At 67.5% G+C, this 13,853-nt stretch carries 12 protein-coding genes and 1 pseudogene; 10 read left to right on the forward strand and 3 right to left on the reverse strand.

All coding sequences use genetic code 11. The annotated features are described in order from the left end of the window. The 6 genes and pseudogenes from CHB74_RS09790 to corA all read left to right on the forward strand — a co-directional run. A partial coding sequence (locus CHB74_RS09790) for an HK97 family phage prohead protease (protein WP_144033765.1) occupies nucleotides 1-488 on the forward strand: 488 nt, incomplete at its 5' end. Beyond that, nucleotides 479-1,627 (forward strand): phage portal protein, encoded by a 1,149-nt coding sequence (locus CHB74_RS09795; RefSeq protein WP_089219464.1) that lies wholly within the window; start codon nucleotides 479-481, stop codon nucleotides 1,625-1,627. The genes CHB74_RS09790 and CHB74_RS09795, both read left to right, overlap by 10 nt. Further along, entirely contained in the window at nucleotides 1,624-2,007 is a 384-nt protein-coding gene (locus tag CHB74_RS09800; protein WP_179220792.1) for a head-tail connector protein, read from the forward strand. The genes CHB74_RS09795 and CHB74_RS09800 overlap by 4 nt, the downstream gene beginning before the upstream one ends. A gap of 11 nt (nucleotides 2,008-2,018) precedes the next feature. Then, nucleotides 2,019-2,153: pseudogene (locus tag CHB74_RS22770) on the forward strand (helix-turn-helix domain-containing protein); the annotation flags it as partial. A 23-nt stretch (nucleotides 2,154-2,176) separates the two neighbouring features. After that, the gene (locus CHB74_RS22425; RefSeq protein WP_089219466.1) at nucleotides 2,177-3,223 is read left to right on the forward strand and encodes a tyrosine-type recombinase/integrase; all 1,047 of its coding nucleotides are present in this window, start codon (nucleotides 2,177-2,179) and stop codon (nucleotides 3,221-3,223) included. A gap of 258 nt (nucleotides 3,224-3,481) precedes the next feature. Then, the gene (gene corA, locus CHB74_RS09815) at nucleotides 3,482-4,450 is read left to right on the forward strand and encodes a magnesium/cobalt transporter CorA (RefSeq protein ID WP_089219467.1); all 969 of its coding nucleotides are present in this window, start codon (nucleotides 3,482-3,484) and stop codon (nucleotides 4,448-4,450) included. A gap of 19 nt (nucleotides 4,451-4,469) precedes the next feature. Here the strand turns inward: corA and CHB74_RS09820 are convergent, their stop codons facing one another. After that, the gene (locus tag CHB74_RS09820) at nucleotides 4,470-5,510 is read right to left on the reverse strand and encodes a zinc-dependent alcohol dehydrogenase family protein (RefSeq protein ID WP_089219468.1); all 1,041 of its coding nucleotides are present in this window, start codon (nucleotides 5,508-5,510) and stop codon (nucleotides 4,470-4,472) included. 203 nt (nucleotides 5,511-5,713) lie between these two features. Continuing rightward, complete coding sequence (locus CHB74_RS09825; RefSeq protein ID WP_089219469.1) at nucleotides 5,714-7,531, reverse strand: ABCB family ABC transporter ATP-binding protein/permease; 1,818 nt, start codon at nucleotides 7,529-7,531, stop codon at nucleotides 5,714-5,716. Between the two features lie 109 nt (nucleotides 7,532-7,640). Between CHB74_RS09825 and CHB74_RS09830 the strand changes: the two genes are divergently transcribed. The 4 genes from CHB74_RS09830 to CHB74_RS09845 all read left to right on the forward strand — a co-directional run bounded on the left by CHB74_RS09830 (nucleotide 7,641) and on the right by CHB74_RS09845 (nucleotide 12,875). Then, nucleotides 7,641-7,889, forward strand: a complete 249-nt coding sequence (locus tag CHB74_RS09830; RefSeq protein ID WP_245842791.1) for a hypothetical protein — start codon at nucleotides 7,641-7,643, stop codon at nucleotides 7,887-7,889. A gap of 445 nt (nucleotides 7,890-8,334) precedes the next feature. Beyond that, on the forward strand, nucleotides 8,335-10,104 hold the full coding sequence (locus tag CHB74_RS09835) for a hypothetical protein (protein WP_245842794.1): 1,770 nt from the start codon (nucleotides 8,335-8,337) through the stop codon (nucleotides 10,102-10,104). A 58-nt stretch (nucleotides 10,105-10,162) separates the two neighbouring features. Further along, entirely contained in the window at nucleotides 10,163-12,040 is a 1,878-nt protein-coding gene (locus CHB74_RS09840; protein ID WP_089219470.1) for an ABC-F family ATP-binding cassette domain-containing protein, read from the forward strand. 10 nt (nucleotides 12,041-12,050) lie between these two features. Continuing rightward, entirely contained in the window at nucleotides 12,051-12,875 is an 825-nt protein-coding gene (locus CHB74_RS09845) for a kinase (protein WP_089219471.1), read from the forward strand. Here CHB74_RS09845 and CHB74_RS09850 read toward each other — a convergent pair. After that, complete coding sequence (locus CHB74_RS09850; protein ID WP_089219592.1) at nucleotides 12,862-13,695, reverse strand: class I mannose-6-phosphate isomerase; 834 nt, start codon at nucleotides 13,693-13,695, stop codon at nucleotides 12,862-12,864. The two genes, CHB74_RS09845 and CHB74_RS09850, sit on opposite strands and share 14 nt — an antisense overlap. Between the last annotated feature and the right edge of the window lie 158 nt (nucleotides 13,696-13,853).

The following is a 13,853-nucleotide window of genomic DNA, read 5'->3' on the forward strand; positions in this document are numbered from 1 at the left end:
GGCGGCGCATCGAGGGATATGCCGCCACCTTCGGCACGGTGGCCAACCTTGGCCGCTTCACCGAAACCATCGCCCCCGGCGCATTCCGCGAGGCGCTGGCCGGCGACGTGCTCGCCATGCTCGACCATGATCCCGGCAAGGTGCTGGGGCGGACCCGTTCGGGCACGCTGCGCCTGTCGGAAGATAGTCGCGGCCTCGCCTTCTCGCTCGACCTTCCCGACACGCAGGCTGGCCGAGACGTGCTGGCGCTGGCGGATCGCGGCGACCTGGGGGGCATGTCCTTCGGCTTCACGGTGCCCAAGGGCGGGGAGGCATGGCAGGGCAACCGCCGCTCGCTCCACCGCGTCGGTTTGCGCGAAATCTCCATCGTGCAAGCGTGGCCCGCGTATCCCGACACGGAAATTGCGCTGCGCTCGCTCACGGCCGGCGCGGAAGCCAGCCGGCGTGCGCGGCGCCTCATTCTCGCGGAGGTTGGCGCATGGGGATGATCGAACGCCTTGCCGCATGGGCCGGCTATGAAAAGCGCGCTGGCGACGATCCGAGCTGGGCCGCGCTCGCGCCCGGCATCGGTGCCATGGCCGGCATGTCGGCGCGCGCGGCGGAGAACCTTTCCGCCGTGCTCGCCTGCACGGGTGTGATCGCCAGCTCGCTCGCCTCGATCCCGGCGCTGATCTACCGCCGCGAGGGCGATGGCCGGACGGAGGTTTCTGGCCACCCGCTCGCCCGGATCACCCGCGAGGGCGTCACGGCCGCGATGACCTGGCCCGAGTTCATCGAGCATCTGGTCGCTTCCACACTGCTGACCGGCAATGGCCTGGCCGAGATCCTGCGCGGCCCGGGCGGTGAGCTTGCCGGGCTCCGCTATATCCCCTGGGGGATGGTGACGGTGGCCGAATTGTCCAGCGGGCGGCTTGCCTATGACGTGAGCGATGCCCGGGGCCGTAGCTGGCGCCTGCTGGCCGGTGAGGTGATCCACCTTCGCGACCGGACAGATGATGGCCTGATCGGCCGTTCGCGCCTCAGCCGCGCCGGTGATGCTCTGGCCGGGGCGATGGCCGCGAACGACTTTGCCCGCAGCTTCCTGAACAATGGCGCCCAGCCCAGTGGCGTGCTCGAAATGCCGGGCGTGTTGACGGGCGACCAATTCGCGCGGCTGCGCGAACAGATGGCCGAACGCCACACCGGCGCGAAGAAGGCCGGCAACGTGATGATCCTCGACGGCGGCGCGCAGTGGAAGGCTTCGCAGATTTCGCCCGAGGATGCCGAGCTGCTCGAAAGCCGCAAGTTCGCGGTGGAGGAGATTTGCCGCATCTATCAGGTGCCGCCGCCGCTGGTGCAGGACTACAGCCACAACACGTTCACCAACTCCGAAACGGCTGGCCGCTGGTTCGCCATGTTCACGCTTGCCCCGTGGGCGCGCAAGATCGAGGCGGAGTTTGCGCGCAGCGTCTTCCCGGCCGGCAGCGGCCTCGAAATGGAGCTGGACCTGTCGGGCTTCCTGCGCGGCGACCCGGCGACGCGCTGGAATGCCCACAAGATCGCGATCGACGCGGGCGTGCTCGACGCGGACGAAGTGCGCCAGGTGGAGGGATGGAACCCGCGCGCCAAGCAGGAGGCAGCGTTATGACGACGATTGCCGAAATGCGCGAGGCCACCGGCCTTGGCCCCGAAGTCAGCGATGCCGCCGTTGTCTCGGCCTGGGCCGACATGATCCAGGGTGCCACCCCCGTCATCGACGAGGCCATGCCGCTTGTCTCGCTTGAGGAAGCGAAGCTCTATTGCCGCGTCGATGGCACCTATGAAGATGCCACGCTGGAAATCCTGATCGAAGCGGCGTCGGCCACCGTGCGGGCGTACGCGGCCACCTGGGACGGCATTGACCCGGTGCCGGCGCGGTTGAAACTGGCAACGCTCGCGCTGGTCGCCGCGCATTACGATCTCCGCAGCGACATCTCCGACGTGAACCTCGAACGCATCCTCGCGCCGTATCGGGAGCACAACGTCTGATGTGTCGCCTGATGACAGCGGAACAGGTGGCGACGGAGTTCGGGCTTCCCTCGGCGCGCACGGTTCGGACCATGCGCGCGGATGGCCTTACAGCCGTCAAACTGGGCAAAGCCTATCTCTTTGACGCGGATGACGTGCGGGAGTTCATCCAGAGCCGGAAGGAAACGAAATGCCGCGACCGAATCGGGGCCCATATCTCGCCTTCGTCCGGGACCGTGGCCGCTGGTACATCCAGTGGAGCGAGGCCGGCCGCACCCGGCAGCTCAGCACGGGCACTGACGATAGCGCAGCAGCTCAAATCGCGCTCGCCCAGTTCATCCAGGAGCGCGAGCGCGCCACCCGGCCAGCCGGGCCACGTGATCCCTCTCAGTTCTCGATCGACGACGCGCTAACCCTGTACGGCACCGAACATGCCCCGCACGCCGCTGATCCTCAGCGAATCGGCTATGCGATTGCGGCGCTCGCTCCCTTTTGGGCCGGCCGGGCCGTCGGCGACGTCACCCGTGAGACGTGCCGCGCCTATGCGCGCGAGCGCGGCAAAGCGCCGGGAACGATCCGGCGTGAACTGGCGACGCTGCGCGCGGCCATCAACTACGCGAAGGACGAAGGCCGCATCACCTACGCGCCCACTGTCCATCTTCCGCCGAAACCGGAGGGCAAGGACAGATGGCTTCGCCGGTCGGAGGCTGCCGCGTTGCTCAACGCCGCGCGAACCGGCCATGCGACGACCCGCCCCTATCTGCCGCTGTTCATCCTGATCGCGCTCCATACCGGCGCGCGGAAGGGCGCGATCTTGGAGCTTCGCTGGCCACAGGTGGACCTTGAGGCCGGCCGCATCGACTTCAACCCGCCCGGCCGGCAGCGCACATCGAAGGGGCGGGCCCATCTCCCCATCCCCCGCCGTCTGCTGACGTTCCTCCGCCTCGCTCGGCGACGCGGCACCGACCTTGGCTATGTCGTCCACCGCGACGGTGCGCGGCTCGACAACATGAAGCGGGCATTCAACACCGCCTGTTCTGATGCCGGCCTGGATGACGTCACGCCGCACACGCTCCGGCACACGTGCGGCACTTGGCTGGCACAGGCAGGCGTGCCGCTGGACAAGATTGGCGGCTGGCTTGGGCACTCGGACGCGCGCACGACGCAGCTCTATGCCCACCACCACCCGGACTTCATGGAAGACGCTCGCAACGCCGTCGATCGGCGGAGGGCCTGAGCGTGTCCGAGTTATGTCCGTGCTACGTGCGTCAGTTCATGTCATGTTCCCGGCAACAAAGCCGGAACACGCAAGAAAAAGTGAGGAAAAACATGGTGTCACGTGTTTTCGGGAGGCAGGGGCCGGAGGTTCGAATCCTCTCTCCCCGACCATCACATATCGGATCGATGATCTCGCCCCCCTTGGGGGACGCACCCCTCATTTCGGCGGCGGCGGCGATCTGCTACGCCCCTTCATCGGTGATTTTCGGGAGGCGCCATGAGCGTCGTCGCTGCCTATGTGTATCGCCACGGCCAGAAGGCGGAGGCGATCACGCTCGACCAGCGGGTCGAATGTTCCAAGGATCGATCGGAGTTCGCCTGGATCGGCCTGGTCGAGCCGTCCGAGGAGGAATTGCGCCAGCTTGAGGTGAGCTACGGGCTGCACCCGCTTGCGGTGGAGGACGCGCTCAAGGCGCACCAGTTGCCCAAGGTCGACGTCTATGGCGACCAGTTGTTCGTCGTCACCCGCACCGCGCATCTCGAAGGCGACACGATCGCTTATGGCGAAACCGCGATCTTCGTCGGCGAAAGCCATATCATCAGCGTCCGCCACGGATCGGCCCGCGCGCACAGCGCCTTGCGCGCCCAGCTCGAAGCCGCGCCTTCGCTGCTTAACCAGGGCGTGGATTATGTGCTTCACGCCATCCTTGATTTCATCGTCGACGGCTATCTGCCGATCGTCGAGACCGTCGAGGAATCGATCCTCGAAATGGAACGACGCGCGCTCGACACCTTCCTCACCCGGGACGAGGTGATGCGCATCTTCAACCTGCGACGCGAACTGATCCGCTTCCAGCGCATCATCGGGCCGATGTCGGAAGTGTGCAGCAAGCTCGTCCATCTCGATCTGCCCTGCCTCGATGTCGAGGCGCGTCCTTATTTCAAGGACGTGCTCGATCATGTTCGCCGGGTCGAGGCGATGGTCGGCTCGCTGCGCGAAGTACTGTCATCGGTGTTCGAAGTCAGCCATCTGCTCGAACAGCAGCGCCAGGGCACGATCACCCGCCAGCTCGCCGCTTGGGCCGCGATTCTGGCCGTGCCGACGGCCATCGCCGGCATCTACGGGATGAACTTCGCCAACATGCCCGAACTGAAGACGCATTACGGCTATTTCGTCGTGCTTGGCGTCATCACGGCGTTGTGCGGCGCGCTCTACATCCGCTTCAAACGAGCCAACTGGCTGTAGGGAGCGCCGCGCGCCGCCGTCAGTGGCGGATGACGACCTTGCCGACATGGCGGCGCGCCGCGAAATAGCCCATCGCCTCCACCGCCTGATCGAAGTCGAAAACCTTGTCGATCGTCGGGCGGATGCCGTGATAGCGCACCGCGCGCAGCATCGCTTCCAGATCATCGCGGCTGCCCATGCCGTTGCCGAAGATGGTCAGCGTGCGCGTCGTGATGTTGAGCAGCGGCAGATAATCGAGCGGGCCCATGCCGGCGACGATGCCGATCAGCGCCAGCCGCCCGCCGGTCCGCACCGCGCGCAGCGATTGCGGCAATGTGTTGGGGCCACCGACCTCGACGACGAGATCGACGCCGCGACCGCCCGTCGCCTCCAGCACCGCCGCGCCCCATTCGGGCGTCTCGCCATAATCGATCACCTGGTCGGCGCCCAGGCCGCGCAGCAATTCCGCCTTCGCCGCATTCGATGTCGTCGCGATCACGCGGCAGCCGGCCGCCTTGGCGAACTGGACGGCGAACAGGGAAACGCCGCCGGTACCAAGCGTCAGCACCGTGTCGCCAGGCTTGCAGGCGCGTCCGCTCGGCCCGCCGAGAATGCTGTTCCACGCGCTGAGCCCTGCGCAGGGCAGGCTCGCCGCTTCCTCGAAGCTCAGCCCGTCGGGCATCGCGACAAGGCCGCTTTCCGGCAGGCAGGCATGATCGCGCAGCATGCCATCGACCACGCAGCCGATGACCACGCCGTTATTTTCGGGGCTGGGCAAGCCGCCGATCCAGTTCTGGTGCGGATTGGCGATCACGCGGTCGCCCGGCCGCCAGCGGGTGACGCCCGCGCCCACCGCAACCACCTCGCCCGCGCCGTCGAGCAGGGGCACGCGCCCGTCGATACCCGGCATGGAGCCATCGAGCAGGGTGAGATCGACGAAGTTGAGCGCACTGGCGCGAACGCGGACGAGCACCTCGCCCGCGCCCGGCTGCGGCTGTTCGCCCTCCGTCATCGCCAATCCCAGCGCGGCGCCGGGGTGCAAGGGTGTCGCCTGCCGGCTCAATCGATAGCTGCGTGTCATCGCCCCTCCTCCGCGCCGCCGGCACCCGCCGGTCTTGCTGCGATGGCGGAATGCCTAACATCGGCACCGCCGCCTGCCTACCAGCGAGTCAGGCGATGGCGCGAAGGCTGGCGCGTAAAGCGGCGGCGTCCCCAACGCCGCCTTCGGTCGTGCCGTGCGTCTGCGAAGCTTGTCCGACAGGCCATAGCCCCGCGTTGGGGCCGTTACGCCTCCTCGACCAGTTCCGCCGCGCGTTCGGCCTGTTGGCGGGCCCACATCTCGGCATAGATGCCGCGCGCTTCGAGCAGGGCGGCATGGCTGCCGCGTTCCACCACCCGGCCGGCGTCGAGCACGACGATCTCGTCGGCATGGACGACGGTGGACAGGCGGTGGGCGATGATGATCGTCGTGCGCCGTTCCGAAATCGCGTCGAGCGTCGTCTGGATTTCGTCCTCGGTGCGGCTGTCGAGCGCGCTGGTCGCTTCATCGAGGATCAGGATCGGTGGATTCTTGAGCAATGTCCGCGCGATCGCCACGCGCTGCTTTTCGCCGCCCGAAAGCTTGAGGCCGCGTTCGCCGACGCGTGTGTCATAGCCTTGGGGCAGCGATCGGATGAAACCGTCGATGGCGGCGCCCTTCGCGGCCGCTTCCACCTCGTCCTGGCCCGCGCCGTCGCGGCCATAAGCGATGTTGTAGCCGATCGTGTCGTTGAACAGCACCGTATCCTGCGGGACGATGCCGATCGCGCGGCGCAGGCTGGCCTGGCTGACGGCGCGAATATCCTGCCCGTCGATGGTGATGCGCCCGCCGGTCACTTCATAGAAACGGTAGATCAGCCGGGCGAGCGTCGACTTGCCGGCGCCCGACGGCCCGACCACCGCCAGCGTGCCGCCCGCGGGGATCGCGAAGCTCACCCCCTTCAGGATCGGCCGGTCGGGATCATAAGCGAAGCGCACATCTTCGAAGCGCAGGGCCCCGCCAGCGACGTGAAGGTCGGGCGCGCCAGCCTGATCGACCACCTCGGGCGGGGTATCGACCAGCTTGAACATCGCCTCCATGTCGATCAGCCCCTGGCGGATCTCGCGATAGACCATGCCGAGCATGTCGAGCGGGCGGAAAAGCTGGGCGAGCAGCGTGTTGACCAGCACCACGTCGCCAGTGGTGAACAGGCCCTGCGACCAGCCCCAGACGGTATAGCCCATGGCACCGGCCATCATCAGGTTGGTGATCAGCGACTGGCCGATATTGAGCACGGCAAGCGAGGATTCGACCTTCACCGTGGTGTCGGTCAGCTTGCGGACGGCGGTTGCGTAGCGCCGCTGCTCCACTTCCTCGGCATTGAAATATTTGACGGTTTCATAGTTGAGCAGCGAATCGACCGCGCGCTGCGTGGCATAGCCGTCATGCTCGGCCCATTCGCGCCGCACCTTCATCCGCCATTCGGTGACGCGCCGGGTGAACAGGATATAGGCGGCGACCATCACCAGCGTCGCGCCGACCATGCCCCAGCCGAACTTGACGAGGAAGATCGCGCAGACCGCGGCGAGTTCGATGATCGTCGGTGCGATGTTGAACAGGATGAAATAGAGCATCGTGTCGATGCTCTTGGTGCCGCGTTCGACGATGCGGGTCAGCGCGCCGGTCCGCCGTTCGAGATGGTAGCGCAGCGACAGGGCATGGAGGTGGCGGAACACATCCTCGCTCAGCCGGCGCGCGGCATCCTGGCCGACCCGTTCGAAGATGGCGTTGCGGATATTGTCGAACAGCACGCCGCTGAAACGCGCGCCCGCATAAGCGACGACCAGCGCCACCGCCAGCATCACCGCCGGTTCGAGCCCCGGTGCCATCCGGTCGACCGCCGCCTTATAGGCAAAGGGCATGGCCAGCGTCGCCGCCTTGGCCAGCAGCACCAGCGCCAGCGCCACCATGACACGCAGGCGCAGCGCCGGATTATCCGCCGGCCACAAATAAGGCAGGAAGCGGCGAAGCGCGGCGAATCCGGCTTCGGGCCGGGCGGTATCGGATGGGCGGTCGGGCGGCATGGGCCGCCTAGATAGGGCGATTGCCACCAAACACCAATGCTGTGGCCGGCGTCACAGCGGAACCGGGCGCGCGGCGATAGGTTGATTCCCGCAAGGAGAGAGAGCTTCCATGCTGGGACAGGCCTTTTACGTCATGGCAATTCTGGGCTGCGCCGACGATCAGACGGCGTGCCGCGATGTTCGCCTGGTCGACACCCAATATGTCAGCGCCGATGCCTGCGCCGCCGCCACGCCCGCCATGCTCGTCGCGAACAGCGATGTCGCCTTTCCGGTGGTGATGGCGGCCTGCCGCCCGGCCGGCGCGCAGATGGCGAAGGACGCCCATCACGCGACGGGACAGCCCGCTATCGGCGGCTAGGCCAGGCTTGTTTTCAAGGTTGGTTCTGGAAGGCAGGCTCGTGCCGGCTGCGGCCCAGTGGGGGTGGGCCGCAGCCGGAAGAGCGAGGCCGGTTGATGCATTGCAATCGTTCCGTGGGGGCAGAACCTTGATTGCACGCTCGACCGCTCTTGGCCGTGCATCCCTCGGCTGATGGGGGGACCAGAACCTCCACCCGCCGGTGTTAGGAGCACCGCATGCGGTGACCAATCAGCCTCCGCGATCCGCTATGTGCCCTTAAATTGCTGAAAAGCTAAGTAAGAGACGGCATTTTACGCCCACACCGGACGGATCGACCGGCCCGTCGCAACTATCGTGACCCGCTGGGTTTCTCCGTTTATCCTAGGTGAAGCTTTAACGATGTTACCGTAACAACACCGGGCTGATGTGGGGCAGCCGACGGGCATGTGGGGACGGCGGAATCAACGTGACGGACCAGGCGGGCGATCTTCCTCGCGACGTGACGGCTGCGCGAATCGCGCAGGAGGTCACGCGAATCTCGGCCGCGCCGGATTTCGCGCGTGCGCCGGTGATGCGCCGCCTGCTCGAATTCCTCGTCGGCGAAACGCTCGCCGGGCGGGGTGATGTGCTGAAGGCCTATGCCGTCGCGGTCGACGGGCTGGGCCGCCCCGACAGCTTCGACCCGCAGACCGACAGCTATCCCCGCGTCCAGGTGGGCCGCCTGCGCCGCATGCTGGATGCCTTCTACGCACGCGAGGGCGCCGCTGAGGGCCTCCGCCTGCACATTCCGCAAGGGCAATATCGGGTCTTCTTCGACGTTGCGGGACAGGCCGCCCCAGCCGAATCGGCCACCGCCCCGGTCGAACCCGAAGCGCTGGCGGCGCTCGACACCGCGTCTCCCCCGCCAACATCGCCGCCGTCCCCGGCACCGACCCCGCCATATCTGTTCCGGCTGGCTGCCGCATTGCTTGCGGTGACCGTCCTCGCGCTGATCGTCGGCGCGCTCTATCTCAGTCGGCGCGATGCCGCCGTCCCCGGCCCGGCGCTCACCCAGCCGCCCGTGCTCAGCGTCGCCTCCTTCGATCATGCCCCCGGCCTGGCGGCGGTGGACGAAGAGGCGGAATCGATCCTGCTCGATGGCCTCCGACGGACCTGGCTCGTCCGCGTCTATGACGAAGAAGAAGCGCCCGGCGCGCCCCGCCCGTTGACGCCCGCCAGCGGCACATCCCCCAACGGCCCGCCCTCCTATCGCCTGACCGGCACGGTCAATGCCGGCGCCACGCCGCAACTGGTGCTGCAGTTGACGAACAGCCTGACCAACCAGCTATTGTGGACGGGCGAAGTCGATCTTCCCACCGATAATGCCGCGATGCGTGCCGCGCTGGCGCCGATCATTTCCGAACTCACCCAGGCCTATGGCGTGATCGCGACCGACGAACGCAATGTCGCCGGCGATCGCTTCGCGCCGGGCCATCGCTGCATCCTCGAATTCGATCGCTACCGGCGCGATCGCACGGCGCCCATCCACGCGCGGCTGATCGATTGCCTCGATCGGACGCTCGCGCACGATCCCTCGCACGCCATGGCGCTCGCGGCGCGCTCCTATGTCGAAACCGATCGCAAGCTGTTCGGCTTCGACCCCGAAGCGGTGGGCACACGGGCCGCCAGCCTGGCCCTCGCGCGCAAGGCCGTCGCCGCCGATCCGTTCAACGCGTTTGCGCAGATCGCACTCGCCCGGTCCGCCCAATATGGGGCCGGTTGCGGGCTCACCGTACGCAGCGCGCGCCGCGCGATCGAACTCAACCCCTATGACGCCAATCTGATCGGCATCGCGGGCGTGATGCTGATGAATTGCAGCGAACCCGATGCCGAAGCGGTCCTCCTTCGCGCCGTCAAGCTCGATCCCGACGCGCCGATCGCCACCCGCACCGCGCTCGTCTATGCCACCCTCGGCCGCGACGATATCGCCAGTGCGCGCCAGATGATCGACGATCTGCCGCCGCCGACGCCGCTGGGCCAGCCCGTCGCCGATCTGATGCGCGCGACGGTCGCGGCCAGCGCGGGCGACATCGCCGGGGCGAAAGCCGCCTGGGCGCGGCTCGAACGCATGGACCCGGCCACCGCGCGCGATCCCAACATCATGTATGATCGCATGATGCTGCCCCGGCCCTATCGCGAAAAGAGCCTGGCCGCACTGGCCAGAGCCGGGTTGATCCCGCCCACCGCGCCGCGCTGATCCGATCCGCCGAACCACCTTTGTTTCCGAAGGCGGGGCCTGCTATCGGGGCGCCGCTATGTTGACGCTTTCCGGTATCACCGTGCGGCTGGGCGGCCGCCTCATCCTCGACAACGCCACGGCCGCGCTGCCGCCGAAAAGCCGTGTCGGGCTGATCGGCCGCAACGGCGCCGGCAAATCGACGCTGATGCGCGTCATCGCCGGCGAAGGCGAAGCCGACAGCGGTTCGGCAGAAATGCCGCGCGGCACCCGGCTCGGCTATATCGCGCAGGAAGCGCCGGCGGGATCGGCCACGCCCTTTGAAACGGTGCTGGCCGCCGATCTCGAGCGCGCGGCGCTGCTGGACGAGGCCGAGCACAGCCACGATCCCGACCGGCTGGGCGAGATTCACGAGCGGCTGAACGCGATCGACGCGCACGCCGCCCCGGCGCGCGCCGCGAAGATCCTGATCGGCCTCGGCTTCGACGAGGAAATGCAGCAACGCCCGCTCGACAGCTTTTCGGGCGGCTGGCGGATGCGCGTGGCGCTGGCTGCCTTGCTCTTTTCCGAACCCGATCTGCTGCTGCTCGACGAACCGTCGAACCACCTCGATCTCGAAGCGACCCTGTGGCTCGAAAACTTCCTCAAAAGCTATCGCGCGACGATCCTCGTCGTCAGCCACGAACGCGATCTGCTCAACAATGTCGTCGATCACATCCTCCATCTCGATAAGGGGAAGGTGACGCTCTATCCCGGCGGCTATGACGCGTTCGAAAAGCAGCGGGCGGAGCGCCTGATGCTGCAGGCCAGCGCACGCGAAAAGCAGCTCGCCCAGCGCGCGAAGCTGCAGGCCTTCGTCGATCGCTGGCGCGCCAAGGCCACCAAGGCCAAGCAGGCGCAAAGCCGGGTGAAGGCGCTGGCGAAGATGGAACCGATCGCCGCGGTGATCGACGATCCGACGATGAGCTTCGATTTCCCGAGCCCCGAAAACGGGCTGAAGCCGCCGCTGATCACGCTCGATCTCGCCACCGTCGGCTATGGCGACAAGCCGATCCTGTCGCGGCTCAACCTGCGGCTCGATCCCGATGATCGCATCGCGCTGCTCGGCCGCAACGGCAACGGCAAGACCACGCTCGCCCGCCTGCTCGCCGCCCAGCTGACGCCGATGGAAGGCACCGTCACCACCGCCGGCAAGATGCGGGTCGGCTATTTCACGCAATATCAGGTCGAGGAACTCGACGCCGAAGATACCCCGCTCCAGCATATGGCGCGGCTGATGCCCGATGCGAAGCCGGCAGCGGTGCGCGCGCAGCTCGGCCGCTTTGGCTTTTCGGGCGACAAGGCGACGATCGAGGTCGGCAAGCTTTCGGGCGGCGAGCGCGCGCGTCTCGCGCTGGCGCTCATCACCCGCGATGCGCCGCACATGCTGATCCTCGACGAACCGACCAACCATCTCGACGTCGACGCGCGCGAGGCTCTCGTCCAGGCGCTCAACGATTATGAAGGCGCGGTCGTCGTGGTCAGCCATGATCGCCACATGCTTGAACTGACCGCCGACCGGCTGGTGCTGGTCGATGGCGGCACCGCGCGCGAATTCGCCGGCACGCTCGACGATTATACCGATCTCGTCCTCGGCCGGGGCGACGCGGCGAAACAGGGCGGCGCGGCCGAACCCAAGACGAGCCGCAAGGATGATCGCCGGGCGGCGGCGGAAGCGCGCGAGCGCAATTCGACGCTGCGCAAGCGGGTCAAGACGGCGGAGGATGCGATCAAGACGCTGGGCGCCCGGCTGACCGCGCTCGACCGCGCGATGTTCGATCCGGCCAGCGCCGATCCGCAGGATCGCGACCAGACGATGACGACGCTGATGAAGCGGCGCGCCGATGTCGAGGCGAAGATCGAGGCCGCCGAGGCCGAATGGCTGGAAGCGAGCGAGGCGCTCGAAATCGCGGCGTGAGCGTCACCGCATGAGTGATCGGGCCGATCCCGCCGCGCGCGACGCGCTGATCGCGGCGATCGGCCCCGCCCTCGCCGGCCGCGCAGGATCGATGCTCGTCGTCGGGCTATGTGGCGCGCAGGGCAGCGGCAAATCGACGCTGGCGGCCGCGCTCGCCGGCCATTTCAACGCCGCCGGCACGCCCACGGCGATACTCTCGCTCGACGATCTCTATCTGCCCCGCGCGGAGCGGCTGGCGCTCGCCGCCGCCGAACATCCGCTGCTCGCCACGCGCGGCGTGCCCGGCACCCACGATATCGCGCTCGGCCGGCAGGTGATCGCAGCGTTGCGGCGGGGCGAGGCCGCGCCGCTTCCCCGCTTCGACAAGGCCACCGACGATCGCCGCCCGCCCGCGACATGGGATTGCGCGCCCGCTCATTGCGCGCTCCTGATCCTCGAAGGCTGGTGCGTCGGTGCGCGCCCGCAGCCGGAAGACGCGCTGGCGGCGCCGGTCAATGCGCTGGAGAGGGACGAGGATGCCGATGGCCGCTGGCGGCGCTTCGTCAACACCGCGCTTGCCGCCGACTATCAGCGCCTGTTCGCCGAAATCGACCTGCTCGCTTTGCTCGCCGCGCCCGATTTCGCCGTGGTGCGCGACTGGCGGGCCGAACAAGAAGCCGCGCTTCGCGCAGCTACCCGCGACGCGCCCGGCCTGATGGACGATGGCCAGATCGCCCGGTTCGTCGCGCATTATGAGCGGCTGACGCGGCACGTCCTCACCGAAATGCCGCCGCGCGCCGATCTGGTGGTCGCGCTGGATCGCAACCGGGCGGCGGTGCGAATCAGCCGCCGATAATGTCCGCGCCGGGATAAGCGACGAGGATGAAGCTCTGCTCGTTCACGTCGATGGTGGCATCGTCCTCGACCAGCCAGACCCCGCCGGGCGCGAACGGCTCGCCATCGATCGTGCCATTGCCGCCGATCGGAATCAGCCAGATCGGCCGGCCCTCGCCCGCCTTCACCGCCGTCCGCCGCGCGCCGGCCCAGCGTTCCAGCACCAGCGCCGGCCCATAAGCCAGCGCGGTACGCCCGCCGCCCAGCTCGCGCGGCACATGCGGCGTCACATAAGGCACCGGGCGCGATGCCGCGACGCCATCGTCGAGATGCAGCTCGCGCGGCCGGCCATAATCATAAAGCCGATAGGTGCAGTCCACATTCTGCTGCACCTCGACCAACGTCAGCCCGGCGCCGATCGCATGGACGGTGCCGGCCGGCGAATAAAAGACGTCGCCGCTCTTCACCGGCTTCCAGAACAATTTGTCCTCGATCGAACCGTCGATCGCAGCGGCGCGCAACTCGTCCTGCGTCATCACATGCCGCATGCCGACGCCGATCGACGCGCGCTGATCCGCCGCGAGCACCACCCACGCCTCGTCCTTGCCGCGCGGCAGCCCGCGCGCCTGCGCCGCCTTGTCGTCGGGATGCACCTGGATCGACAATTTCTCGCTGGTGAAGAGATATTTGACCAGCAGTTCGGGGTCGCCGCCGCCCGGCAGCTCGAACCAGATCTCGCCCACCGGCGCGCCGCCCGCCGCCACGTCGTCGAAACCCGCGCCCAGCTGCCTGCGGCCCCAGGGCTTTTCGACGCGTTTCGTGGTCAGGCGGATGGCGGGCATCGACGTCTCCGAATCGGGAAGCGCAAGGATATGCCCCTGAACGCAATAACGCACGATCCTTTCCGGCATGGCCGGATTGCCCGACAAGGCTCTCTTGAGTAACGCCGCGCGCCGCATATCTTGGCACCAGGTTTCCATTGCCACCCGCGCCGCAAGGT

Origin of the sequence: Edaphosphingomonas laterariae, assembly GCF_900188165.1 — a bacterium.
Classification (GTDB): Bacteria; Pseudomonadota; Alphaproteobacteria; order Sphingomonadales; family Sphingomonadaceae; genus Sphingomonas_E; species Sphingomonas_E laterariae.

Excerpts from the sequence above, each read along its gene's own strand:
- CHB74_RS09825 (WP_089219469.1), bottom strand. The coding sequence starts at position 7,531 with ATGCCGCCCGACCGCCCATCCGATACCGCCCGGCCCGAAGCCGGATTC.
- CHB74_RS09850 (WP_089219592.1), bottom strand. The coding sequence starts at position 13,695 with ATGCCCGCCATCCGCCTGACCACGAAACGCGTCGAAAAGCCCTGGGGC.
- CHB74_RS09795 (WP_089219464.1), top strand. The coding sequence starts at position 479 with ATGGGGATGATCGAACGCCTTGCCGCATGGGCCGGCTATGAAAAGCGC.
- CHB74_RS09845 (WP_089219471.1), top strand. The coding sequence starts at position 12,051 with ATGAGTGATCGGGCCGATCCCGCCGCGCGCGACGCGCTGATCGCGGCG.
- CHB74_RS09840 (WP_089219470.1), top strand. The coding sequence starts at position 10,163 with ATGTTGACGCTTTCCGGTATCACCGTGCGGCTGGGCGGCCGCCTCATC.
- CHB74_RS09830 (WP_245842791.1), top strand. The coding sequence starts at position 7,641 with ATGCTGGGACAGGCCTTTTACGTCATGGCAATTCTGGGCTGCGCCGAC.
- CHB74_RS22425 (WP_089219466.1), top strand. The coding sequence starts at position 2,177 with ATGCCGCGACCGAATCGGGGCCCATATCTCGCCTTCGTCCGGGACCGT.
- CHB74_RS09800 (WP_179220792.1), top strand. The coding sequence starts at position 1,624 with ATGACGACGATTGCCGAAATGCGCGAGGCCACCGGCCTTGGCCCCGAA.
- corA (WP_089219467.1), top strand. The coding sequence starts at position 3,482 with ATGAGCGTCGTCGCTGCCTATGTGTATCGCCACGGCCAGAAGGCGGAG.
- CHB74_RS09820 (WP_089219468.1), bottom strand. The coding sequence starts at position 5,510 with ATGACACGCAGCTATCGATTGAGCCGGCAGGCGACACCCTTGCACCCC.